This window comes from Microbacterium sp. NPDC057944, assembly GCF_042887445.1.
Lineage (GTDB): Bacteria > Actinomycetota > Actinomycetes > Actinomycetales > Microbacteriaceae > Microbacterium > Microbacterium natoriense.
On sequence record NZ_JBHVPJ010000002.1, the window covers coordinates 482,508 to 505,335 of the forward strand.

Genomic DNA, 22,828 nt, shown 5'->3' on the forward strand with positions numbered 1-22,828 from the left:
TCTGTTGAGACGCGCGAAAATCGTCGCCACCCTGGGCCCAGCCACCTCTACGTATGACACCGTGCGCGCGATCATCGAGGCTGGTGTGGACGTCGCCCGACTGAACCTCAGCCACGGTGACTACTCCGTGCACGAGGCGAACTACGCCAACGTCCGCCGCGCCGCGGATGACGCAGGCAAGGCGGTCGCGGTCCTCGTCGACCTGCAGGGCCCGAAGATCCGCCTCGGCAAGTTCGAGGCCGGACCCTACGAGCTCGCGGTCGGAGACATCTTCAAGATCACGACCGAGGACATCATCGGCAACAGGGAGATCTGCGGGACGACCTTCAAGGGTCTGCCCCAGGACGTCAAGGCGGGGGACTTCCTGCTGATCGACGACGGCAAGGTGCGCGTCGAGGTCGTCGACACCGACGGCGTCACGGTCACCACTCGCGTGATCGTCGCGGGAGCGGTGTCGAATAACAAGGGCATCAACCTGCCCGGTGTCGCCGTGAACGTCCCCGCGCTGAGCGAGAAGGACGAGGACGACCTGCGCTGGGGTCTGCGCACCGGCGCCGACCTCATCGCGCTGTCGTTCGTGCGCAACGCCGCCGACGTCGACCGGGTCCACGAGATCATGGCCGAAGAGGGCGTGAAGGTCCCCGTCATCGCCAAGATCGAGAAGCCGCAGGCGGTGGATGCTCTCGAGGAGATCGTCGACGCGTTCGACGGCATCATGGTCGCCCGAGGCGACCTCGGCGTCGAGCTCCCGCTCGAGGCCGTGCCGATCGTGCAGAAGCGCGCCGTCGAACTGGCGCGCCGCATGGCGAAGCCCGTCATCGTCGCGACGCAGATGCTCGAGTCGATGATCAGCAGCCCGGTTCCGACGCGCGCAGAGACCTCCGACGTCGCGAACGCCGTGCTGGACGGTGCGGACGCAGTCATGCTCTCCGGCGAGACCAGCGTCGGCGAGTACCCGGTCGTGGTCGTGGAGACCATGGCCCGTATCGTCGAGTCGACCGAGGAGCACGGCCTGGAGCGCGTGGCCCCGCTCACGACCAAGCCGCGCACGCAGGGTGGCGCGATCACCCTCGCGGCTCTGGAGGTCGCGGAGTTCGTCGAGGCGAAGTTCCTCTGCGTCTTCACCCAGTCGGGCGACTCCGCTCGCCGACTGTCGCGGCTGCGCTCGCGCATCCCGATGCTCGCGTTCACGCCAGAGCCGGGCATCCGCCGCCGCATGGCGCTGACCTGGGGAATCCACTCGACGCTCGTCGAGATGGTGCAGCACACCGACCTCATGTACCACCAGGTCGACGAGTACCTCCTCGGCAACAAGCTCGCAGAGGAAGGGGACAGGGTCGTCGTGATCTCCGGTTCCCCTCCCGGGATCATCGGGTCGACGAACGACCTCCGCGTCCACAAGGTCGGCGACGCGATCCGCGGCGCCGCGCCGATCTACAAGGCCGGCGTCTGACGTCTCTCCTACTGCGCGCCGCACTCCCTCGTCGGGGTGCGGCGCGCAGTCGTATCCCGGGTGTGCGATAGGGTCTACGGTGGGCCGGCGTGGCGGAATGGCAGACGCGGAGCACTCAAAATGCTTTGTCCGAAAGGGCGTGTGGGTTCGAGTCCCACCGCCGGCACCCAGAGTCGCGAGCGGCCCGAACGTCGCTCGCACAGTGCGCTCGACACGGCGGATCGCGGCACGGCATCGCCCCGCGGCCAGCGCCGGAGCCTGGTTCGATAGGATAGACCTGTGACTGAGCAAGAGCAGGCTGAGCAGCCCACGGCATCCGCACCCCGACGCGTCGTCGTCGCCGAGGACGAATCGCTGATCCGCCTCGACATCGTCGAGATCCTCCGCGACAACGGCTTCGACGTCGTCGGAGAGGCGGGCGACGGCGAGACGGCCGTCGCACTCGCCACGGAGCTTCGCCCCGACCTCGTCATCATGGACGTCAAGATGCCGCAGCTCGACGGCATCAGCGCCGCCGAGAAGCTGCACAAGGGCAACATCGCCCCCGTCGTGCTGCTGACCGCATTCAGCCAGAAGGAGCTCGTCGAGCGCGCGAGCGAGGCCGGCGCCTTGGCCTACGTCGTGAAGCCGTTCACGCCGAACGACCTGCTTCCCGCGATCGAGATCGCTCTGGCCCGCCACGAGCAGATCATCACGCTCGAGGCCGAGGTCGCCGACATGGTCGAGCGCTTCGAGACCCGCAAGCTCGTCGACCGCGCCAAGGGACTCCTCAACGAGAAGATGGGGCTGTCCGAGCCGGAGGCGTTCCGCTGGATCCAGAAGGCGTCCATGGACCGTCGGCTGACCATGCAGGATGTCGCCAAGGCCATCATCGAGCAGCTCGCGCCGAAGAAGTAGCAGTGCGTCCGCTGGACGCGGAGCACACTCTGCGGGCGGTGCGGATCGGTGACGGCGCCGCGCTTGCGCGGGCGTATACCTCCAATCGGAGCCATTTGGCTCCGTGGGACCCGTCGCGACCTGTGGAGTTCTTCACGGAGGCCTGGCAGGAGAACCACTCCCGGCTGAGCGTCGAGGAGGCTGCTGCCGGACGGAGCGCGCGCTTCGTGATCGTGTCCGACGACGGCGAGATCCGCGGACGCATGAACCTCAACAACATCGTCCGGGGAGCATTCTGGAGCGCCGATCTCGGCTATTGGATCGACGCGACCCGGCTGCGGCGAGGACTCGCTTCCAGAGCGGTCGAGCAAGTTATGGCCTACGCGGCCGACGAGCTCCGTCTGCACCGCGTTCAGGCGGCCACACTGGTGCACAACACCGGCTCGCAGCGCGTCCTGCTCGGGAACGGGTTCGCTCAGATCGGGATGGCCCCTCGATACCTCCGCATCGCGGGGGAGTGGCAGGACCATCTGCTGTTCCAGCGAGTCCTCGGCGAGGCCTGACTGCTCCTCCCCATCACGTCATTGTGAGGGATTTCTCCACGGGTGCCGGTGACCGCGCGCGATGGCCTGCGCGCGCGGCGTAGCTTCGACGCATGGCGATGACACCCACGCAGGCAGACCTCCGGATGGAGCAGAACACCAACGACATCTCCGCGATCTACGAACTGCTCGAAGAGATGAATGCACGGCTCGCCGGGCATGATCTGCAGCTGGGCAGCATCGGCGTCCGCTTGGACGGGCTCGATGGTCGTCTGGACGGCATCGACGGTCGTCTGGAGGGGATCGATGGTCGTCTGGAGGGGATCGATGGTCGTCTGGACGGGCTCGATGGTCGTCTGGACGGGCTCGACGGTCGCCTGGACGGGCTCGATGGTCGTCTGGACGGGCTCGACGGTCGCCTGGACGGGCTCGACGGTCGCCTGGACGGGCTCGACGGTCGCCTGGACGGGCTCGACGGTCGCCTGGGCAGCATCGGTGTCCGCTTGGACGGGCTCGACGGTCGTCTGGACGGGCTCGACGGTCGCCTGGGCAGCATCGGCGTCCGCATGGACGGGCTCGATGGTCGCTTGGACGGGCTGTCGTCTCAGATGACCGAGGTGCTCAGCCTCTTGAAGAGCCGTCCCTGATCAGGCGGGGAGTTCCTTGATCATGTTCGTGATGCGGATCGTGGAGCACCGACGTCCCTGATCATCGGAGATGACGATCTCGTGCACGGTGATGCTGCGGCCGAGGTGGATCGGCGTGCATACGCCGGTCACCGTGCCCGAGGTCGCGGAGCGGGTGTGCGTCGCGTTGATGTCGACGCCGACGGCGAGTCGTCCCGGTCCGGCATGGAGGTTCGCCGCCATCGATCCGAGCGACTCGCCGAGAACCACGTACGCACCTCCGTGCACGAGCCCAACCGGCTGGGTGTTGCCCTCGACAGGCATCGTGCCGACGGAGCGCTCGACGGAGAACTCGGTGAACTCGATGCCCATCTTCTCGGCCAATGCGCCCATGCCGCGGGCGGTCGCCCACTCGAGTCCTTCGCTCGTGGTGACGTCGCTCATGAATCCTCCTCAGCGGGTGTCTGTCGTCCTCGTTAGGCTGACAGGGTGACGGACTCCGCAAAGCCTACCCTCATGGTCGTCGACGGCCATTCGCTCGCCTATCGTGCCTTCTTCGCCCTTCCGGTCGAGAACTTCACGACCAAGGACAACCAGCACACGAACGCCATCTACGGCTTCCTGTCCATGCTGGTCAACCTCATCAAGGCCGAGCAGCCCACCCACATGGCCATCGCGTTCGACACGTCGCGGCACTCGTTCCGCACCGACGAGTACCCCGAGTACAAGGCCACGCGGTCCGAGACGCCTCAGGAGTTCCGAGGCCAGATCCCGCTGCTGCAGGACTGCCTCGCCGCGATGTCGATCCCAGTGCTGACCAAAGAGGGCATCGAGGCCGACGACATCCTGGCAACCCTCGCATCGCAGGGCGCCGCCCAGGGCTATGACGTTCTGGTCGTCTCCGGAGATCGCGACACGATCCAGCTCGTCACCGATGACGTCACCCTCCTGTATCCGTCGGTGCAGGGCGTCTCCCAGCTCAAGCGCTACGACCCGACGACGGTGCAGGAGCGCTACGGAGTCCGCCCCGAGCAGTACCCCGACATCGCGGCGCTGGTCGGCGAGACGAGCGACAACCTGCCGGGAGTGCCGAAGGTGGGCGAGAAGACCGCCGTGAAATGGCTCACCCAGTTCGGATCTCTGGACGACCTCCTCGAGCGCTCCGGGGAGATCAAGGGCGTCGTCGGCGGCAACCTGCGCGATCACATCGAGGATGTTCGACGCAACCGCAAGCTGAACAGACTGCTCACCGACGTCGAGCTGCCCGTGGCGCCTGATGACCTGGCGGTCACGCCGATCGATGCGCAGGCCGTGCGCGACATCTTCGCCCGACTCGAGTTCCGCACGCTCCTTCCGCGCGTGTTCGAGGCCGTCGGCGCAGGAGAGGTGGCAGACGACCCGGCATCCGTCGTCGTGCTCCCCGAGCCGGTCGAGGTCGATCCGGCGGCCTTCGTCGCGTGGGCGACGGGTGTGCAGGGCGACATCGCGCTCACCCTCACCACGCAGTCGGGCGCCCCGTCACGCCTGGGGGCCGCGACGGACACCGAGCTCCGCGAGCTCGACTGGAGCGCCGAAGCCGAGGAGGTTCTTCGCGGCTGGCTGGAGTCCGACGCTCCGAAGATCATCCACGACGCGAAGCCGCAGGTGAAGGCGCTGCTCCGTCGCGACGTCCGCCTCGGCGGGCTCGTGTACGACACGAGCCTCGCAGGATGGCTCCTGCGTCCGAGCTTCCCCGACAAGTCGCTCAGCGACCTCGTGGAGCGGTACCTGGGAGAGAAGCTGCCCGAGGCGGATCCCTCGCAGCTCGTCCCCGAGACCGAGGGCGCGACGCCTTCGCAGGAGGCATGGTTCGCCCTCCGCGTCGCGGCGGCACTGCGCGAGGACATCCCGGACTCGGTCGCGGCCGTCCTCACGGACATCGAGCTGCCGACCCTGCTCACGCTCGCCGACATGGAGGTCGCCGGCGTCGCCGTCTCTCACGACGTCCTGTCCACGTTCTCGGGCGAACTGGGAATCCGGGCCGAAGGCATCGCTCAGGAGGCGTTCGCTCTCGTCGGACGCGAGTTCAATCTCGGTTCGCCGAAGCAGCTCCAGGAGGTGCTGTTCGACGATCTGCAGCTGCCCAAGACGCGCAAGACCAAGACCGGATACTCGACGGATGCCGCGGTGCTCGCCGATCTCCAGGAGTCGAACCCGCATCCGTTCCTGGGGCTGCTGCTGCAGCACCGTGAGGCCACCAAGCTCCGCCAGATCATCGAGTCCCTCGACACGGCGATCGGCGACGATCACCGGATCCACACCACCTACGTGCAGACGGGGAGCCAGACGGGCCGCCTGTCGAGCACGGACCCGAATCTGCAGAACATTCCCGTGCGCACCGAGGAGTCTCGGCGCATCCGCAGCGCCTTCCAGGTCGGAGAGGGCTACGAGTCGCTGCTCACCGCCGACTACTCGCAGATCGAGATGCGCATCATGGCGCACCTGTCGGGAGACGAGGGGCTCATCGAGGCCTTCAACAGCGGCGAGGACCTGCACCGCTTCGTCGGCGCCCGGGTCTTCGGTGTCGAGCCGAGCGATGTCACCTCTGCCATGCGCACGAAGGTGAAGGCCATGTCCTACGGCCTTGTCTACGGCCTCTCGGCGTTCGGTCTCTCGAAGCAGCTGCGCATCGAGCAGTCCGAGGCGAAGCAGCTGATGGTGGAGTACTTCGCCCGTTTCGGCGCCGTCCGCGACTACCTGCGGGCTTCCGTGCTCAAGGCCAAGGAGGTCGGCTACACCGAGACGATCTTCGGACGCCGTCGGCCGTTCCCCGACCTCGCGAGCCCGAACCGCGTGCTCCGCGAGAACGCCGAACGTGCTGCCCTCAACGCGCCGATCCAGGGGAGCGCAGCCGACATCATGAAGATCGCGCTGTTCCACATCCACGACGATCTCCGCACAGAGGGTCTCGGGTCGCGGGTACTGCTGCAGATCCACGACGAACTCGTGCTTGAGGTCGCCCCGGGGGAGTGGGATGCCGCGGAGCGCATCGTCCGCTCCCGTATGGGTGACGCTGCAGCGCTGACTGTTCCTCTCGATGTGCAGGTCGGTCGGGGCCAGGACTGGAACGAGGCCGCCCACTGATCTCGGCGGCGACCCGGTTCCCGATATGTTGCGACGGGGTGCCGCGGGCTACGCTGGAGGGATGACTTCCGCACCCCGCACCCCGTCAGCCATCGACAAGGTCGCCGACGAGTGGGTCGACACGATCGCCGTCCTCGCTCCCACCCTCGGCACCTACATCGGTCGATCCGAGGTGAACGATCGCTTCGGCGATCTGAGCCCGCAGGGTCACGAAGAGGTCGCCGCGGCGACGAGGGCGACGCTCGCGAAGCTGGCCGGCCTCGAGCCGGCCGATGCCATCGATGAGGTGACCAAGACCGATCTCAGCGCCGAGCTGAGCCTCGATCTCGAGCTCCACGAGGCGAACTGGCACCTCCGCGATCTCAACGTGATCGCGTCTGCCGCGCAGGACGTCCGTGCCGCGTTCGACCTGATGCCGACCGCGACGAGCGACGACTGGTCGGTGATCGCCGCGCGGCTCGCTGCCGTCCCCGATGCGCTCCGCGGCTACACCGAGACGCTCCGCGCCGGTATCGCGGCGGGCGTCACACCCGCGCGCCGTCAGGTCACCGAGGTCGCCACGCAGATCGATCGCTACACGGCCGATGACGGCTTCTTCGCCGAGTTCGTCGCGAACGGCGGACCCGAGGAGGGCAACCTCCCGGCATCCCTCGCCCGCACCCTCGCCGACAACTCCGCAGCGGCCCGCGTCGCCTACCACGAGCTGCGTCGTTTCCTCGCTGAGGAACTCGCACCGGTGGCGAGCGAGGTCGATGCCGTGGGCCGGGAGCTCTACGCGCTGAACTCGCGTCGCTTCCTCGGCGCCACGATCGATCTCGATGAGACGTACGAGTGGGGGCTCGAGGAACTCGCGCGCATGGTCGCGGAGCAGACCACGATCGCGAATGAGATCCTCCCCGGAGCCTCGGTCGAAGAAGCCGTCGCGCACCTGGAGTCCGACCCGTCGCGAAAGCTCGTGGGCACCGACGCGCTCCAGCGCTGGATGCAGGAGACGAGCGATCGTGCCGTCGCCGAACTCGGTGCGACCCATTTCGACATCCCCGAAGCGATCCGCACCCTCGAGTGCATGATTGCGCCGACGCAGGAGGGCGGGATCTACTACACCGGCCCGACCGATGACTTCTCGCGCCCCGGTCGCATGTGGTGGTCCGTCCCCGAGGGCGTCACCGAGTTCGACACCTGGCGTGAGCTGACCACCGTGTACCACGAGGGCGTCCCTGGTCATCACCTGCAGATCGCGCAGGCGGTATACAACCGCGCGGAGCTGAACTCCTGGCGGCGCCTGCTCGCGGGCACCTCCGGCCACGCCGAGGGATGGGCTCTGTACGCCGAGCGCCTGATGCAGCAGCTCGGCTATCTCGACGATCCCGCCGACCGTCTCGGCATGCTCGACGGCCAGCGCATGCGTGCGGCGCGTGTGGTCCTCGACATCGGCGTGCACCTGGGCAAGCCGCGGCTCGAGGGCGATGGGGTCTGGGATGCGGACTACGCTCTCGCCTTCATGCGCAAGAACGTGAACATGTCGGATCAGTTCGTCCAGTTCGAGGTCAACCGCTATCTCGGCTGGCCGGGGCAGGCGCCGTCCTACAAGGTCGGGCAGCGCATCTGGGAGCAGGTTCGTGAGGCGTACCAGGCCGAGCGCGGTGCAGATTTCGACGTCAAGGAATTCCACAAGAGGGCGCTCGACATGGGCGGAGTCGGTCTCGACACGCTGCGCACCGCATTGCTCGAGAAGTAGCGGGAATGGTCCGGCCCGCACCGGTGTTCATGCATCTGAATGGAAAGGGATGACATGAGCATCGAGTTCGGGCTGGACACCTTCGGCGACATCACCAGAGACGCGGGCGGCGACCTCCTCAGCGGCGCGCAGACGATCAGGAACGTCGTAGCGCAGGCAGAGCTGGCCGACGCCGTCGGCGTCGATTTCTTCGGCGTGGGGGAGCACCACCGTCCGGAGTTCGCCGTGTCCGCACCCGAGATGGTTCTCGCGGCGATCGCCGGGAAGACCGAGAACATCCGCCTGGGCACCGCTGTCACCGTGCTGTCATCGGACGATCCTGTCCGAGTCTTCGAGCGCTTCGCCACGCTGGATGCCGTCTCGAACGGCCGCGCGGAGGTCGTTCTCGGTCGTGGCTCGTTCATCGAGTCCTTCCCCCTCTTCGGATACGACCTGCGCGACTACGAGGCTCTCTTCGAGGAGAAGCTCGACCTGTTCGTCCAGCTCCTGAAGGAGGAGCCCGTCACCTGGTCGGGCACGATGCGCGCGTCGCTGGAGAACGCGGATGTCTTCCCGAAGACGGAGAAGGGCCTGCGCACGTGGGTCGGCGTCGGCGGCAGCCCGGAGTCGGTCGTGCGCGTCGCTCGGCACGGACTCGGGCTCATGCTGGCGATCATCGGCGGGCCCGCTGTGCGGTTCAAGCCGTTCGTCGATCTGTACCACCGCTCCGTCGCATCCTTCGGAACGACGTCGCACCCCGTTTCCGTGCACTCGCCCGGCCACATCGCGGACACCGACGACGAGGCATGGGATGCCGCCTACACCGGCTTCGAGGCGATGAACAACACGATCGGACGCGAGCGCGGGTGGCCTCCGTACAGCCGGGCGCGCTTCCAGAACGACGTCGGCCCCGAGGGTGCGCTGTACGTCGGCTCGCCCGACCGCGTGGCGACGAAGATCGCCGACACCGTCAAGACGCTCGGCCTGGGGCGCTTCGACCTGAAGTACGCCACGGGGACCCTCTCGCATGAGGCGATGATGCGCAGCATCGAGCTCTACGGAACCGAGGTCATGCCGCGCGTGCGCAGACTCCTCGCCGACTGACGGGGGAGGAGCGGTGCCGGCCCTACGATGAAGGACATGGCCAACACCTCTCTGCCGAGTCGTGCGTCTCTCGCCCAGCGCCTGGATGAGGTGCCGTTCACCAGGAGACATCTACGGCTCCTCACCGGTTCGGGTCTGGGCTGGGCGCTCGACGCGATGGATGTCGGGCTCATCTCGTTCATCATCGCGGCGCTCACGCAGCAGTGGGGGCTGACGAAGCCCGAAGCCGGGTGGGTCGCCTCGGTGGGCTTCATCGGAATGGCCGTCGGCGCGACGCTCGGAGGGCTGCTGGCGGACCGCCTGGGGCGCCGCCAGGTGTTCGCCATGACCCTGCTGATCTACGGGCTCGCGACAGGGGCGAGCGCGCTCGTCGGCGGACTGGCGATGCTCCTGGTGCTGCGCTTCTTCGTGGGACTCGGGCTGGGCGCTGAGCTGCCCGTGGCGTCGACCTACGTGAGCGAGTTCGCTCCGGTGAAGATCCGCGGGCGCCTGATCGTGATCCTCGAGGCGTTCTGGGCGGTCGGGTGGACGGCCGCGGCGTTGATCGGCTTCTTCGTGATCCCGGCATCCGACGACGGCTGGCGCTGGGCTTTCGCACTGGGGGCGATCCCCGCGGCGTACGCGCTGTTCGTACGGTGGGGCATGCCGGAGTCGCCGCGCTGGCTCGCTATGCGCGGCCGCATCGCGGAGGCCGAGCGGATCGTCGTGTCCTTCGAACTCGATGCGGGAATCGTGGCGGGTCCGGCGATCAGGAGGGAACCGCCGTCCAGGGCGATCACCGCGACCACGAGGTCACGCGTCACGACGCTGTGGCATCCGGAGTTCAGGCTCCGCACGGTCTGCCTGTGGGTGGTGTGGCTGGGGGTCAATTTCGCCTACTACGGCGCTTTCATCTGGATACCGAGCATCCTCGTCGACGCGGGTTTCGATCTGGTCCGGTCGTTCGGGTTCACGCTGATCATCACGCTCGCCCAGCTTCCGGGGTACGCCGTGGCCGCCTGGCTGATCGAGGTCTGGGGGCGGCGCAGCACGCTCTCGGTGTTCCTCGTCGGGGCTGCGATCTCCGCGGTGTTCTTCGGCACGGCGAGCAGCGCCGGCACGATCATCGCCGCGGGGATGGCGCTGTCCTTCTTCACTCTCGGTGCATGGGGTGCGCTCTACGCCGTGACTCCGGAGGTCTACCCCACGTCTCTGAGGGCGACAGGCGCAGGATGGGCGGCCGGCAGCGGGCGGGTGGCGTCGATCATCGCGCCGCTCGCGGTTCCGGCACTGCTGCTCATGGGAGGCCCGCCCATCGTCTTCGTGATCTTCGGCATCTGCTTCCTCGTCGCCGCGCTGGCGGCCTGGGGTCTCAGCGACCGGAAGGGGCAGTCGCTGGACGACCGGTGAGCGCCGATGTCGCCACCCGGCCATAGGCTGAGGGGGTGGCAGATGTACGTTTCGTGGCGATCGGCGATTCCTTCACGGAGGGTGTCGGCGATGTCCTCCCCGACGGGCGGGAGCGCGGCTGGGCAGACCTGACCGCGCAGGGCTGGGCGGATGCCGCGGGGCACCCTATCCAGTACGCGAATCTCGCGATCCGGGGCAAGCTCGCCTGGCCGATCGTCCAGCAGCAGCTCGAGGCTGCGCTGGCCCTGCGTCCGACGCACCTCTCGTTCAACGGCGGAGGCAACGACGTGCTCCGGCCCCGAGCCGATGTCGAGCACATCGCCGACGCCTTCAGCCGCGTGCTGCGACGTTGCGACGAAGAGGGCGTGACGCTCATCCTTCTCTCCGGAGCGAACCCGAGCGGGCAGCTGCCGATGGGCAAGGTGTTCCAGAAGCGCGGAGATCTCCTGTCGGATGCCGTGCTGCGGCGGGTCGCCGAGCGTCCGGACGTCGTCACGGCGCTGAACTGGGGCGATCACGAGCTCTACCGACCGCAGTATTGGTCGGAGGATCGTCTTCACATGAACGCCGCCGGGCATCATCGCGTGGCCGCTCGCGTTCTGCACGCGCTCGGATTCGAGCCGCCGGAGAGCTGGTGGGCGCCGCGGGAGGAGCGGGGGATGGGCCCGGGTGGACTCGCGTACTATCGCGAATTCGTCGGGCCGTGGGTCAAACGGCGCGTGACAGGGACATCGTCGGGGGATGGGCGCACCGCGAAGTATCCCGACTGGGTCGAGCGGACGCCACGGACGCCGTGACCGACATCGAGATGCGGCGGATCGCCGGCGGCGCCGTCACCCTGCACGACGCGCGACGCAAGGTCGAGCGTCTCGTCGTGGTGGAACCCTTCGAGATCGGCGTCTTCCCGATCACCGAGGAGCAGTTCGCGGAGGTGCTGCCGGTGCCGTCACGGCATCCGCGTCGTCCGGCGGCCGACCTGAGCTGGCTGAGAGCGGTGCACTTCTGCAACGCCGCATCGGAGTGGGAAGGACTCGACCCCGTCTACCGGTTCGACGGAGAGGACGTCAGCTGGGATGTGACCGCAGAGGGATACCGGCTGCCCACCGAGGCGGAGTGGGAGTTCGCCTGCCGCGCGGGCTCGACGGGCCCCCACTACGCACCTCTCGCCGATGCGGCGTGGACCGGTGCGGACGGGGTCGCCTCTCCTCAGGATGTCGGCGGGAAGCTCCCGAACCTCAATGGCCTGTTCGACACCCTCGGCAACGTCTGGGAGTGGTGCTGGGATCTGCTGGACCCTGCGCGCTACGACGACTACCGCGTGTTCCGTGGGGGCGGCTTCGCGGATGATGCATGGAGCGTGCGCGCATCGGTCCGACGCGGGGGAGCGCCCCGCATGCATCATGAGGACGTCGGTCTCCGGGTCGCGAGAGGTGCCTTCGACACCCCTGGCGAAGCGCAGGGGTGGTCAGCGAGCGCGGACGAGGAGAGAGCGGTCTTCGACGGCCCTGTGCCGTTCGGGTGGACGCCGCTCAGACGCCCCACCCGGTGACCTTCGTCCGGCGTCAGAGTCGCCGTTCGAGGCCGTCAACGACGCCGTTCGGGATCCAGACCGACGCGGATGCGGGTGCGCTTGCGCTCGATGAGGATGAACACGGTGCCGAGGATCCACAACGGGATCGGCATGAGGAATGCGACGCGGAACGCATCGAGCGTGTAGGTGGCGGGTGTTCCCGCGCCCTGCAGATCGAGGGCGAGTCCGATCAGGAAGATCGCGATGAGTGCCGCGATGAAGCCACCCGCGTTCGTCACGCCCGTCGCGGTGCTCAGCCGGTGGGACGGGTTGTGCGTGCGGGCGTGGTCGAAGGCGATCATGGAGGCGGGGCCTCCGGTCGCGAGCGCGACGGCGAGCACGTACAGCATCCACTCGGGCGCCCGCGTGGGGAGCGCGATCACCGCGACCCAGGCGACCAACTGGATGCCGACAGCGGGCAGGACGAGCCCGAAGGAGCGCTGGTTCGGGATCCGCCGAGACAGGTCGCCGATCACCGGGCCGAGTGCCATGCCCGCGACGACATACACCGAGATGATCGCCGCGGCATGCGCCGTGTCGAGCCCTTGCGCTGCGGTGAGGAACGGCATTCCCCAGAGCAGGACGAACGCGGTGCCGGCGAACGGCGTGGTGAAGTGGGACCAGAACGCGAGGCGGGTGCCCGGGTGCGCCCATGCGGCTCGGATGCCGACACCGGTGTCGATGGCGGAGGTGACGACGCGGATGACCCCGGTGTCCGTGTCGACGGTGACGTCTGCACCGCGCTCGGGCGGATGGTTGCGGATGACGAGGAAGACGAGGATCGCGAACAGCACTCCGAGTCCCGCGATGCTTCCGAAGGTGATCGTCCAGCTGGTGGCGTGCAGGAACGCGGCGAGCGGAACGAGCGCCACCAACTGGCCCGCCTGCCCGAGGATGCCGGTGAACTGCACCATCAGCGGCCCCCGCTGCGCCGGGAACCAGGTCGCCACGAGACGGAGCACCGCAGGGAAGATCGCGGCATCGCCTGCCCCGAGCAGGATGCGGGCGAGAATCGCGATGCCGATGCTGGGAGAGACCGCCATGGTCAGCTGCCCTGCCGCCATCAGGATCATGCCGATGGTCATGATCGGGCGCGATCCGTACTTGTCGAGAAGGACGCCGACCGGGATCTGCATCCCGCCGTACACCGCCAGCTGTACGACGGCGAAGAGCGCGAGCGTCGAGGCATCGGCTTGGAACCGGTCTGCAGCATCGACGCCGACGGCGCCCAGAGAGGTGCGATTCGTGATGGCCAGGACATAGGCGGCGACGCCGACTGACCAGATGAGCCAGGCCCGCCATCCCGGTGTCGCTGCGGGGGAGACGTGTACCTGCTTCACGGTTCAACGCTACTCCTGCTCGGCGGCTCGGATCGCGCCACCCGACATCGTGGAGCGACGAGTCGGCGCCCGCGGAGGAGGTCAGACGGAGCCGCTCAACTCCGACGACCGGTCAGATGGACGGTGACGTCGTCTCCATCGGTCTTGCCGATCCTCTTCCTGATCGCCGCCGCGACGGGCAGCTTGTGGGTTCCGTCACCGAGAGCCATGAAAGCGCCCAGGAACGGCACGTCATCGATGGTCCCCTCGACCTTGACCAGGCCGCGAGTGGCGAAGATCGATGCCGAGTCCGGCAGCTGCACACAGGTCCACGTGTCTCCGGCGCGAACCTTTCCCAGTGTCGCGGTGAAGGTGATGTCCAAGGGGGTCGTGCTGGTCATGAGGTTCTCCGATCGGGTTTCGTGTCAGAAGAAGATGCCGATGATGACCCCGATGAGCGTGAGCTTGATGATCCAGTCGAGCAGATGCACGCCGGCTGCCGACAGGGCGGTGTTCTCATGCACCACGCCGCCCATGAGGAGGATGAGGGGGAGTGCGGAAAGGGCGATACCGAGCGCTGCGCCCGTCGCAGGGCCGTGCCAGTCGGCAGCCAGCATCAGCCCGGCGATCAAGACGGAGGCGAGGATGCTCCGCAGGAGCACGCTGAGCATCTGGACGGCGACGGGGAGTCCGGGTCTCGGCGTCGCCGTTCGCGCGATGAGCGCAGACACGGCGGGTATCGCATAGAGGGCGGCGCTGGCGAGGAATGAGGCTACCGACGCGACAAGGATTCCGATGACGATCATGACGCTCCTTTAGTACCGATTAGTGCTGAATGCTATTCCGCCTACTTTAGAACTGTCAAGTACTAAAGTAGTGACCATGACAGACAGCGTTCGCGGCCCCGGCCGACCTGCGGGGAGTTCCGGCGCCGACTTGGTCGCGGTCGCTCGAGGGGTGTTTCTGGAGCGTGGATACGCCGGGACCTCGATGGACGAAGTCGCCAAGCGCGCGAAGATCTCGAAGGCATCCCTGTACCGGGAGCACTCGTCGAAGCCGGCCCTCTTCGCCGCGGTCGTGCGCGATTGGGCGCACGCGGGGCGGGATGCGATGCGGCCGGCATTGGCACGCCTGGGGGAGAGTGGTGACGTGAGGGCCGGGCTCGTGGAACTGGGGGAGACGATGCGAGCGGGCATCCTCAGCACCCCCGTGCTGGAGATGCGTCGGCTGGTGACCGCTGAGGCCACGGCGCACCCGGATGTGGCGGAGCGGTACCTCGAGGAGAGCTGGAACGCGAACATCGAGAACCTCGCCGCAGCGCTGCAGGGGATCAGCGAGCAGGGGCGGCTTCAGATCGAGGATTCTCATGCGGCTGCGGAGCAGTTCACCTGGCTCGTCATCGGAGCCCCGCTGAACGCGCAGTTGCTCGGAGGCGCTCCCGCTGGTGTCGACGTCTCACGCGCGGTCGAGCTGTTCCTCGCAGGCTACGGGGTCGACGGCTCTCGCTGAGAGTCCATGCGCCGACGCGTCCGCTCAGGGGAGTGAGGACAGGACGATCTCGTGGTCCCACTCATCCGTGAGCACCGATCGCAGCTGGCCGTCGACACTCCCGACACAGTGCCACCGAGCAGCCGACGGATACCCTTCAGGGGTGGACAACGAGGATCCGTGGAAGCTCTCCATCAGCGAGCTGCCCGAGCCGACACTGGATGAGGGAACGCTCGAGAACCACCTGCTGCCGGACGGCGCAGGGTTCCCGCCGTCGTACGTCTCTTTCGTCCGATCGTTCGGCTGGGGGAGACTGTTCGGTCTCTGGCTCATCTACACACCGACCCCTTCGGGATTCGGTGACGGCGTGGTGGGTCGAGGCCAACACCTGACTGATCGATTGCATGAGGACTTCGTTGAGGGCCGGACGGAGGGCTACGACTGGAAGGTCGAACCCCACGGCTCGTGGGAGATCGCGCAGCGACTTGTGGTCTTCGCCATGAGCGAGAACGGCGACTATCTCGCCTGGGACACCGGCGCCCGCGATGATACCGGCGAGCTGGCGATCTATCACACGACGCGATTCGACTCGCTGACGAACATCGGCCGAGACCTGCACGAGGCGATCGAATGGCTTCGAGCACGCCACCGTGGTTCGAGTGTCGACTTCACGCCGTTGACTCTCAGCGGGTTGTGAGCGTCCCCTCGGCTGGCGCAGGCGCCGGTGTCGTCAGGGGAGGACGCGTCGGTCCAGGATGCTGGTCGCGGTGGAGGCACCAGATCGCACGGCGCCCTCCATATAGCCGTTCCACTCCTCGGCGTACTCGGCGCCGGCCCAGTGGATCACTCCGATGGGCTCCCGCAGGACGTTGCCGTAGCTCGTCCAGACACCGGGAGCGAAGTGCGCGCCGTAGCATCCGCGGGTGAACTCCTGTGCACTCCAGTCCTGCTCGACGTAGACCGTCGGTGAAGCAGCCTCCGGACCGAAATAGCGCACGAAGCTGTCGATCACCCTCTGACGGCGATCCCCGGCAGAGAGGCGCTGCCAGCGTCGTGCCTCCCCACCCTCGACGAATCCCAGCAGGACGCCGACCTCTCCGCTGGGCGGGGAGACGTCGAAGGTCACCTTGACCGGGCCCTGATCGGAGGCGGCCTGGCCGTTGAGACCCCGATCTCGCCAGAACGGGGTCGGGTAGGCCGCGAAGGTCTTCGCGACGGTCCCGGCCGGAAGCTTCTGGGTGAGCTGGTCCCGCCAGGCCGGCAGGGGCGGGGCGTACTGCAGCCGCCCGGCCAGGGTCGGAGGCAAGGCGACCACGACACGGTCGGCCTTGAAGACCGTGCCGTTCCTGGTGGCGACGGTGACGCCGTTCCCATCGTGTCGGATGGAAGCGACGGGAGTGTCGAGGCGGACGTCGAGGCTCTCCGCAAGGCGCTGCGCCACGAGCACCGAACCCCCGACCACCCGGTCCTGCTGCGCACCGCGGTCGACGGCGAGCAGCGTTTCGAGATCGGCGTTGCTGACTGCGTAGAAGAGCGCGTGCAGCAAGGAGACGTCGCTGGCGTCGGCGGCGAACACGGCTTCGGCCGCGACCCGAAAGTACGCGCGGCCGCTAGGAGTGCGCAGGTTGCGGCGGATCCAGGACTCGAACGTCTGCCCATCGAGTATGGCCGCTCTCGGGTGCGCCCACGGTTGTGCGGTGTCGACGTTGCGTGCCAGCCGGCCGAAGCGCACCATCCCTTGGGCGAGGTCGGCGAGTGCGACGGGGTTCAGCCGGGGGACAGCCCCCTTGGTCGGCGCGACCAGGGTCCGCTTTCCTCCCAGCTCGATGACCAGCTTGCCCTGGTCGTTCCAGGTTCTGAACGTTTCCAGACCCAGCTCCTCGACGAGCCCATACATTCGCGAGTGTCCCTCACCGATCCAGGTGCCGCCCAACTCGATCGGCACCCCCGCGATCTCGCCGCCTTCGGTGCGGCCACCGACCCGGTCGCGTGCTTCGAGCACAGTCACCGAGACACCACTCTGCTGCAGGGTACGGGCCGCCGTCAGTCCCGCCAGCCCCGCACCGATCACCATGACCTTCATCTGGTCTCACCGTTCGTCGGAATTCGGTCACTTGACCGATTTCATTGATACTAGAGTGGCCAGCGAGCCGTCGGCAAGGGTCGCTTGCGAGGATGTGGGTCAATCAACCGAGAGCGAGGGGGAGATGCCCTACTTGGAACAGTCGGTGCGCCGGGAGCAGTTCATCGGAGCGGCCCGGTCCGCACTGGCGAAACACGGCGTCGCTAGAGCTTCTGTCCGCGTGGTCGCCGCCGAGGCCGGAGTTCCGCTCGCCACGATGCAGTATGTCTTCCCATCCAAGGAGGCGCTGCTCAGGGCAGTCATCGAGGACGTGGGCGACGAGATTGCGTCGGTCCTGGAGGCCTCGGCGGACACCCATCACGGCCTAGAACGCGCCATCCGTACCGGGCTCGACGGCTTCTGGAGCCGGCTCGTCGAGGGCGGGCGTGACCTCCAGCTGGTCCAGTACGAGCTGACCCTCTACGCCCTGCGAACCGCTGAGCATCAGGATTTGGCAAGGCAGCAATATCATCGTTACACCGCGATCGTCGCCGGCTGGTGCCAGCGGGCAGCCGAGGCCTCGAACGAGACGATCGCGATTCCCGTCGAGGACTTGGCCCGGGCCATCGTGGCCGGCGTGGACGGCCTCATTCTTCAACACCTGTGCGATCCGGTAGGGGCCCGCGCGCGGGACCAGCTCGTAACGCTTGCCGATATGACAGTTCGGCTGGCGCTCAGCCGACACAAGCCCTTGGGTGCGATCTAAGCGCGAAGCGTCACAGCTGCGTCCACCGGCGTAGTGGTGGGGCGATGTGCGTTCGAGAGCGGTGAGCGTGAAGCTCGCGCCAACAGAGTAGGCGGTCCGTCGCTCGTATTGCTCATGGCATCCAGAGGGGTGGGTCACCTACTGATCTGACATAATGTGCATTATCGGCATTACCTCACGAGGTCGCCGCGCAGGCCACGTATCCACTCGTTCGCAACCGCGGGGTACAGCGGCACCGTGAGCTGAGCGTCATCGAACGGACGCCACAGGACAGGGACCGTCGAGCCGTCGGATTCCGTGAGCGCGCCGCCTTCGCTGGGTGGCATGGGCGCCAGACGTCCGGTGTACAGCGCGACGATCTCATGACCGAGCTCACCGTTGAACCGGAAGATGTTCTCGACGACGCCCACATGCACCAGATCCAGGATCTCGGAGTCGAGTTCCTCCCGAACCTCGCGGATGATCGCCTCACGATGAGTTTCTCCGAGCTCGACGCTGCCGCCGACGAGACGGTCGTATCCGTCCGGGTTCTCCGTCGTCGGAGCATTCCTGCTGACGAGGTGCCGGGATCCATCGGGATGCGGTGCGATGAGCATCGCCTTGACGCGGATGTACGAGCGATCAATGGACATCCGTCCATTGTCCCGCTGCATCGACGGCCCGGCGTGCACCACGGCGGATAGGCTCGCATCGTGAACGAGAGCAACGTGGAGATCGGGTGGGAGGATGCGCGGGCGACGAACCGGGAGAACTGGGAGGATCGCGTGCCGCTGCACGAAGAGGAATACGGGCTGGATGCGTACGACGATCCCGCGCACCTGAGCGATGTGGTCCGTGCAGATCTCGCCGCCCTTGCGCCGTTCCTTCCCGCGGAGAGCCTCGCCGGGCTCGACCTGTGCCACCTGCAGTGTCATATCGGCACCGACACCGTCTCGTTGGCGCGCGCAGGCGCGATCGTCACGGGTGTGGACTTCTCCCCCTCTGCGCTCCACGCGGCGTCGAAGCTGGCGGAGCGCGCAGGTGTCGACGCGACCTGGGTCGAGACCGATGTCCTCGACGCCCGACGTGCCGTGACCGGAGATTTCGACGTGGTCTACACGAGCATCGGGACCATCACCTGGCTCGACGACCTGGACCGATGGGCGGCGCAGATCGTCGCGCTCCTTCGCCCCGGCGGGACGTTCTTCATCCGAGACGGTCATCCTCTGCTCTATGCGCTCGATGAGGACTCACCCACGCTGACCCTCCGTTACCCGTACTTCGGCGACGGCACCGCGCAGCAGTGGGACGACGAGTCCACGTACGTCGGCGACGGCACGCTCGCGCATCCGCGAACCTACGAGTGGCCGCATCCGCTCTCCGAGATCCTCGGCGCCCTGCTCAGGGCAGGACTGAGGCTGCTCCACTTCGACGAGGGGAAGACACTCCCCTGGCGGTTCAGTCAGCGGATGATCGAGGTGCCGGACGGATTCGCCTGGCCGGAGGCGGAGCAGAACCTCGTCCCGTGCACCTACACGATCATCGCGCGCCGCGACTGACCCTTCACGCCCCGACGTACTCGGCGAGGTGCTCCCCCGTCACCGTCGCCCTGTCCGCGACGAGATCGGCCGGAGTGCCCTCGAACACGACCCGGCCGCCGTCGTGACCTGCGCCGGGACCGATGTCGATGATCCAGTCGGCGTGGGCCATGACAGCCTGGTGGTGCTCGATGACGATGACCGTCTTGCCCGATTCCACCAGTCGATCCAGGAGTCCGAGGATGTTCTGCACATCGGCGAGGTGGAGTCCGGTGGTGGGTTCGTCGAGGACGTAGATGTCGCCCTTCTCCCCCATCTGGATCGCGAGCTTGATCCGCTGACGCTCGCCACCTGACAGCGTCGACAGCGGCTGTCCGAGCGAGAGGTAGCCGAGTCCGACGTCCTGGAGCCGTCCGAGGATCGCCGCGGCCGCCGGCAGCTTGGCCTCACCCTCGGAGAAGAACACGCGCGCCTCGGCGACCGGAAGGTCGAGCACCTCGGTGATGTCCTTGCCCGCGAGCTTGTATTCCAGCACGCTGGCCTGGAAGCGCTTCCCGCCGCAGTCCTCGCACGGCGTCTCGATGGTGTCCATGAAGCCGAGCTCGGTGATGATCACGCCCGCCCCCTTGCAGGTGGGGCACGCTCCCTCGGAGTTGGCGCTGAACAGCGCAGGCTTCACGCCGTTCGCCTTCGCGAAGGCCTTGCGGATCGGCTCGAGCAGGCCGGTGTAGGTGGCGGGGTTGCTGCGACGGGAGCCCTTGATGGCCCCCTGGTCGATGGCGACGACGCCATCGCGCTTCGAGACGGAGCCGTGGATGAGGGAGCTCTTGCCGGAGCCGGCGACGCCGGTCACGACCGTGAGCACGCCCTTGGGGATGTCGACGTCCACGTCCTGCAGGTTGTTCGCCCTCGCTCCCCTCACCTCGATGGCGCCGTCGCCCGTGCGCACGGAGTCCTTGAGAGCCGCCCGATCGTCGAGATGCGCCCCTGTCTTGGTCCCGCTCGCCTTGAGGCCTTCGACGGTGCCCTCGAAGCAGATCTCGCCGCCGGCGCTGCCTGCGCCGGGTCCGAGGTCGACGACGTGGTCGCCGATGGCGATCGTCTCGGGCTTGTGCTCGACGACCAGCACGGTGTTGCCCTTGTCGCGCAGGCGCAGCAGCAGGGAGTTCATGCGCTGGATGTCGTGCGGGTGCAGGCCGATGGTCGGCTCGTCGAACACATAGGTCACGTCCGTGAGGGATGAGCCGAGGTGACGGAGCATCTTGATGCGCTGCGCCTCTCCCCCTGACAGCGTGCCCGACGGGCGCTCCAGCGACAGGTAGCCGAGACCCAGAGTGACGAAGGCGTCGAGATTCGCGCTCAAGGCCTCGAGCAGCGGGCCCGCACCGGGCAGATCCAGCCCGCGCACCCAGGCGGCGAGGTCGGTCACCTGCATCCGGCATGCGTCGGCGATGCTGACGCCGTCGATCTTCGACGAGCGGGCGCCCTCCGTCAGACGGGTGCCGTCGCATTCGGGGCAGACCGCGAACGTGGCGACGCGCTCGACGAACGTGCGGATGTGCGGCTGCAGCGCGTCGAGGTCCTTGGAGAGCATCGACTTCGTGATCTTGGGGATGAGACCCTCGTAGGTCATGTTGATCCCGGAGATCTTGACCTTCGTGACCTCGCCGTAGAGGAAGAGGTGCCGCTGCTTCTCGCTGAACGCGGCGATCGGCTTGTCAGCCGGGTAGAACCCCGACTGCGAGAAGCCCTTCACCATCCATCCGTCCGCGGTGTAGCCGGGCACCATGATCGCGCCCTCGTCGAGGGACTTCGACTCGTCGACGATCTGGGCGAGGTCGAGATCGGAGACCGCTCCCCTCCCCTCGCACCGCGGGCACATGCCGCCGAGGTAGATCGCGTCCTTGACGATCTTCATCTCCCCACCGGGGCCGGTCATCACACCGCTGGCCTTCTGGGTGGGGATGTTGAAGGAGAACGCGGTCGGGCCGCCGATGTACGGCTGCCCCAGCTTGGAGAAGAGGATGCGCAGCATCGCGTTCGCGTCGGTGACCGTGCCGACCGTCGAGCGCGGGTTCGCTCCGAGGCGCTCCTGGTCGACGATGATGGCGGTGGTGAGCCCCTCGAGCACGTCGACGTCGGGACGAGGCACGGACGGCATGAATCCCTGCACGAAGGCGCTGTAGGTCTCATCGATCATCCGGCGCGACTCCGCGGCGATGGTGTCGAACACCAGGGAGCTCTTCCCCGATCCGGACACCCCGGTGAAGACGGTGAGGCGTCGCTTCGGGATCTCCACGCTCACGTCTTTGAGGTTGTTCTCGCGCGCGCCCTGCACGCGGATCAGGTCATGGGTGTCGGCGGCGTGCTGCTGCATCCTCTTGCTCTTCTCTCGATCAGGCGGTCTGCTGCAGACGCACCATGTTTCCGGCCGGATCGCGGAATGCGCAATCGCGGATGCCGTAGGGCTGGTCGATCGGCTCCTGGACGACGTCGGCGCCCCTCGCTTCGATCTCAGCGTACGCGGCGTCGACATCCGACGTCGCCAGGACGATCCCGCCGTAGCTGCCCTTCGCCATGAGCTCGAGGATCGTGGCGCGCTCCCCTTCGCTGATGCCGGGGTCGACCGCGGGCGGCGTGAGGACGATGGCGGTGTCTGGCTGGCCGACCGGACCGACGGTGACCCACCGCATCTGCTCGTACCCGACGTCCTTGCGGACCTCGAATCCGAGCACGTCACGGTAGAAGGCGACGGATGCCTCGGCGTCCGTGTGCGGGAGGAAGCTGGCGTTGATGGTGATGTTCATGCCCACGACGCTACCGATCCCCTCGCTCCGACACTTCTCGATTCCTGATCGGTCTCGTCGCCTGCTTCTCCACCCACGAGGGGATGCCGGGTCCGGGCTCGGGATGACGGCGGTACTCGCGCGGCGACCGGCCGACGAGCTCCGAGAAGCGCGTGCTGAAGGTGCCCAGGGATTGGAACCCCACCTCGAAGCACACCTCGGTCACGCTGAGGTCGCCCCGTCGGAGCAGAGCCATCGCGCGCTCGATCCGACGCGTCATCAGGTAGGCGTACGGAGACTCCCCATAGGTCTCACGGAACTTGCGGCTGAGGTGCCCCGCCGACATGTGCACGCCGGCGGCGAGGGCCGGGACGTCGAGCGGCCTGGCGTACTCGCGATCGATCCGGTCGCGCACGCGCCGCATGGCCGAGAGCTCGCGCAGCCGGGCATCATCGACAGGGGTCACGTTCCGATACTGCCATGTCGTCGG

23 protein-coding genes and 1 tRNA gene are annotated in these 22,828 nt (G+C 67.3%); 15 read left to right on the forward strand and 9 right to left on the reverse strand.

From position 1 onward, the window contains the following. The first annotated feature begins 4 nt into the window (after positions 1–4). From pyk to ACFVRO_RS11715, 5 genes are all read left to right on the forward strand, one after another. On the forward strand, positions 5–1,453 hold the full coding sequence (gene pyk, locus ACFVRO_RS11695) for a pyruvate kinase (protein ID WP_223586409.1): 1,449 nt from the start codon (positions 5–7) through the stop codon (positions 1,451–1,453). Between the two features lie 83 nt (positions 1,454–1,536). After that, a tRNA-Leu gene (locus ACFVRO_RS11700) sits at positions 1,537–1,619 on the forward strand. Between the two features lie 113 nt (positions 1,620–1,732). Beyond that, entirely contained in the window at positions 1,733–2,350 is a 618-nt protein-coding gene (locus ACFVRO_RS11705) for an ANTAR domain-containing response regulator (protein ID WP_025103469.1), read from the forward strand. A 38-nt stretch (positions 2,351–2,388) separates the two neighbouring features. Further along, complete coding sequence (locus tag ACFVRO_RS11710; RefSeq protein WP_386954452.1) at positions 2,389–2,892, forward strand: GNAT family N-acetyltransferase; 504 nt, start codon at positions 2,389–2,391, stop codon at positions 2,890–2,892. Between the two features lie 92 nt (positions 2,893–2,984). Beyond that, entirely contained in the window at positions 2,985–3,518 is a 534-nt protein-coding gene (locus tag ACFVRO_RS11715) for a hypothetical protein (protein ID WP_386952442.1), read from the forward strand. On the opposite strand, the gene ACFVRO_RS11720 is transcribed toward ACFVRO_RS11715, so the two are convergent. Then, complete coding sequence (locus ACFVRO_RS11720) at positions 3,519–3,941, reverse strand: hotdog fold thioesterase (RefSeq protein ID WP_386952444.1); 423 nt, start codon at positions 3,939–3,941, stop codon at positions 3,519–3,521. Between the two features lie 45 nt (positions 3,942–3,986). Between ACFVRO_RS11720 and polA the strand changes: the two genes are divergently transcribed. The 6 genes from polA (at position 3,987) to ACFVRO_RS11750 (ending at position 12,379) form a co-directional block, all read left to right on the forward strand. Continuing rightward, a complete protein-coding gene (gene polA / locus ACFVRO_RS11725) occupies positions 3,987–6,620 on the forward strand; it encodes a DNA polymerase I (RefSeq protein WP_386952447.1) in 2,634 nt (877 codons plus the stop codon). Positions 6,621–6,681: 61 nt separating this feature from the next. Then, positions 6,682–8,358: a DUF885 domain-containing protein gene (locus tag ACFVRO_RS11730; RefSeq protein ID WP_386952450.1), complete on the forward strand. Its 1,677-nt coding sequence runs from the start codon at positions 6,682–6,684 to the stop codon at positions 8,356–8,358. A 54-nt stretch (positions 8,359–8,412) separates the two neighbouring features. After that, the gene (locus ACFVRO_RS11735; protein WP_386952453.1) at positions 8,413–9,441 is read left to right on the forward strand and encodes an LLM class flavin-dependent oxidoreductase; all 1,029 of its coding nucleotides are present in this window, start codon (positions 8,413–8,415) and stop codon (positions 9,439–9,441) included. A gap of 36 nt (positions 9,442–9,477) precedes the next feature. Further along, positions 9,478–10,830 (forward strand): MFS transporter, encoded by a 1,353-nt coding sequence (locus ACFVRO_RS11740; RefSeq protein ID WP_386952456.1) that lies wholly within the window; start codon positions 9,478–9,480, stop codon positions 10,828–10,830. Between the two features lie 35 nt (positions 10,831–10,865). Next, positions 10,866–11,627, forward strand: a complete 762-nt coding sequence (locus ACFVRO_RS11745) for an SGNH/GDSL hydrolase family protein (protein ID WP_386952459.1) — start codon at positions 10,866–10,868, stop codon at positions 11,625–11,627. Between the two features lie 11 nt (positions 11,628–11,638). Next, on the forward strand, positions 11,639–12,379 hold the full coding sequence (locus ACFVRO_RS11750; protein ID WP_386954455.1) for a formylglycine-generating enzyme family protein: 741 nt from the start codon (positions 11,639–11,641) through the stop codon (positions 12,377–12,379). A 35-nt stretch (positions 12,380–12,414) separates the two neighbouring features. On the opposite strand, the gene ACFVRO_RS11755 is transcribed toward ACFVRO_RS11750, so the two are convergent. From ACFVRO_RS11755 to ACFVRO_RS11765, 3 genes are all read right to left on the reverse strand, one after another. Beyond that, complete coding sequence (locus ACFVRO_RS11755; protein WP_386952462.1) at positions 12,415–13,740, reverse strand: nitrate/nitrite transporter; 1,326 nt, start codon at positions 13,738–13,740, stop codon at positions 12,415–12,417. Between the two features lie 95 nt (positions 13,741–13,835). Next, complete coding sequence (locus tag ACFVRO_RS11760) at positions 13,836–14,120, reverse strand: DUF1905 domain-containing protein (RefSeq protein WP_386952464.1); 285 nt, start codon at positions 14,118–14,120, stop codon at positions 13,836–13,838. A gap of 24 nt (positions 14,121–14,144) precedes the next feature. Then, on the reverse strand, positions 14,145–14,525 hold the full coding sequence (locus ACFVRO_RS11765; protein ID WP_386952466.1) for a DUF1761 family protein: 381 nt from the start codon (positions 14,523–14,525) through the stop codon (positions 14,145–14,147). Between the two features lie 76 nt (positions 14,526–14,601). On the opposite strand from ACFVRO_RS11765, the gene ACFVRO_RS11770 reads away from it, so the two are divergent. Next, positions 14,602–15,228: a TetR/AcrR family transcriptional regulator gene (locus tag ACFVRO_RS11770; protein ID WP_386952469.1), complete on the forward strand. Its 627-nt coding sequence runs from the start codon at positions 14,602–14,604 to the stop codon at positions 15,226–15,228. 142 nt (positions 15,229–15,370) lie between these two features. Next, positions 15,371–15,904, forward strand: a complete 534-nt coding sequence (locus ACFVRO_RS11775) for a hypothetical protein (RefSeq protein WP_386952471.1) — start codon at positions 15,371–15,373, stop codon at positions 15,902–15,904. A gap of 33 nt (positions 15,905–15,937) precedes the next feature. Here ACFVRO_RS11775 and ACFVRO_RS11780 read toward each other — a convergent pair whose 3' ends face one another. Further along, positions 15,938–17,290, reverse strand: a complete 1,353-nt coding sequence (locus ACFVRO_RS11780) for a flavin monoamine oxidase family protein (protein WP_386952474.1) — start codon at positions 17,288–17,290, stop codon at positions 15,938–15,940. Between ACFVRO_RS11780 and ACFVRO_RS11785 the strand changes: the two genes are divergently transcribed. Continuing rightward, a complete protein-coding gene (locus tag ACFVRO_RS11785) occupies positions 17,280–18,035 on the forward strand; it encodes a TetR/AcrR family transcriptional regulator (protein WP_386952477.1) in 756 nt (251 codons plus the stop codon). The genes ACFVRO_RS11780 and ACFVRO_RS11785 overlap by 11 nt on opposite strands. A 170-nt stretch (positions 18,036–18,205) precedes the next feature. Here ACFVRO_RS11785 and ACFVRO_RS11790 read toward each other — a convergent pair whose 3' ends face one another. Beyond that, a complete protein-coding gene (locus ACFVRO_RS11790; RefSeq protein WP_386952480.1) occupies positions 18,206–18,667 on the reverse strand; it encodes an NUDIX domain-containing protein in 462 nt (153 codons plus the stop codon). 60 nt (positions 18,668–18,727) lie between these two features. On the opposite strand from ACFVRO_RS11790, the gene ACFVRO_RS11795 reads away from it, so the two are divergent. Beyond that, positions 18,728–19,573, forward strand: coding sequence for a class I SAM-dependent methyltransferase (locus tag ACFVRO_RS11795; protein WP_386952483.1), 846 nt, complete (start codon positions 18,728–18,730; stop codon positions 19,571–19,573). Positions 19,574–19,577: 4 nt separating this feature from the next. On the opposite strand, the gene ACFVRO_RS11800 is transcribed toward ACFVRO_RS11795, so the two are convergent. The 3 genes from ACFVRO_RS11800 to ACFVRO_RS11810 are packed head-to-tail and all read right to left on the reverse strand — an operon-like array spanning position 19,578 to position 22,762. After that, positions 19,578–21,929 carry an ATP-binding cassette domain-containing protein gene (locus tag ACFVRO_RS11800; protein WP_386952486.1) on the reverse strand — a complete coding sequence of 784 codons (2,352 nt, stop codon included), beginning with the start codon at positions 21,927–21,929 and terminating at the stop codon, positions 19,578–19,580. 19 nt (positions 21,930–21,948) lie between these two features. Beyond that, complete coding sequence (locus ACFVRO_RS11805; protein ID WP_223586423.1) at positions 21,949–22,359, reverse strand: VOC family protein; 411 nt, start codon at positions 22,357–22,359, stop codon at positions 21,949–21,951. 10 nt (positions 22,360–22,369) lie between these two features. Continuing rightward, positions 22,370–22,762 (reverse strand): helix-turn-helix transcriptional regulator, encoded by a 393-nt coding sequence (locus ACFVRO_RS11810; protein WP_223587462.1) that lies wholly within the window; start codon positions 22,760–22,762, stop codon positions 22,370–22,372. Positions 22,763–22,828: the final 66 nt, after the last annotated feature.

Coding starts and splice junctions, on each gene's coding strand:
- ACFVRO_RS11715 (WP_386952442.1), top strand. CDS start 2,985: ATGGCGATGACACCCACGCAGGCAGACCTCCGGATGGAGCAGAACACC.
- ACFVRO_RS11720 (WP_386952444.1), bottom strand. CDS start 3,941: ATGAGCGACGTCACCACGAGCGAAGGACTCGAGTGGGCGACCGCCCGC.
- ACFVRO_RS11730 (WP_386952450.1), top strand. CDS start 6,682: ATGACTTCCGCACCCCGCACCCCGTCAGCCATCGACAAGGTCGCCGAC.
- ACFVRO_RS11735 (WP_386952453.1), top strand. CDS start 8,413: ATGAGCATCGAGTTCGGGCTGGACACCTTCGGCGACATCACCAGAGAC.
- ACFVRO_RS11740 (WP_386952456.1), top strand. CDS start 9,478: ATGGCCAACACCTCTCTGCCGAGTCGTGCGTCTCTCGCCCAGCGCCTG.
- ACFVRO_RS11750 (WP_386954455.1), top strand. CDS start 11,639: ATGCGGCGGATCGCCGGCGGCGCCGTCACCCTGCACGACGCGCGACGC.
- ACFVRO_RS11760 (WP_386952464.1), bottom strand. CDS start 14,120: ATGACCAGCACGACCCCCTTGGACATCACCTTCACCGCGACACTGGGA.
- ACFVRO_RS11765 (WP_386952466.1), bottom strand. CDS start 14,525: ATGATCGTCATCGGAATCCTTGTCGCGTCGGTAGCCTCATTCCTCGCC.
- ACFVRO_RS11770 (WP_386952469.1), top strand. CDS start 14,602: ATGACAGACAGCGTTCGCGGCCCCGGCCGACCTGCGGGGAGTTCCGGC.
- ACFVRO_RS11785 (WP_386952477.1), top strand. CDS start 17,280: ATGACCTTCATCTGGTCTCACCGTTCGTCGGAATTCGGTCACTTGACC.
- ACFVRO_RS11780 (WP_386952474.1), bottom strand. CDS start 17,290: ATGAAGGTCATGGTGATCGGTGCGGGGCTGGCGGGACTGACGGCGGCC.
- ACFVRO_RS11790 (WP_386952480.1), bottom strand. CDS start 18,667: ATGTCCATTGATCGCTCGTACATCCGCGTCAAGGCGATGCTCATCGCA.
- ACFVRO_RS11800 (WP_386952486.1), bottom strand. CDS start 21,929: ATGCAGCAGCACGCCGCCGACACCCATGACCTGATCCGCGTGCAGGGC.
- ACFVRO_RS11805 (WP_223586423.1), bottom strand. CDS start 22,359: ATGAACATCACCATCAACGCCAGCTTCCTCCCGCACACGGACGCCGAG.
- ACFVRO_RS11810 (WP_223587462.1), bottom strand. CDS start 22,762: ATGCGGCGCGTGCGCGACCGGATCGATCGCGAGTACGCCAGGCCGCTC.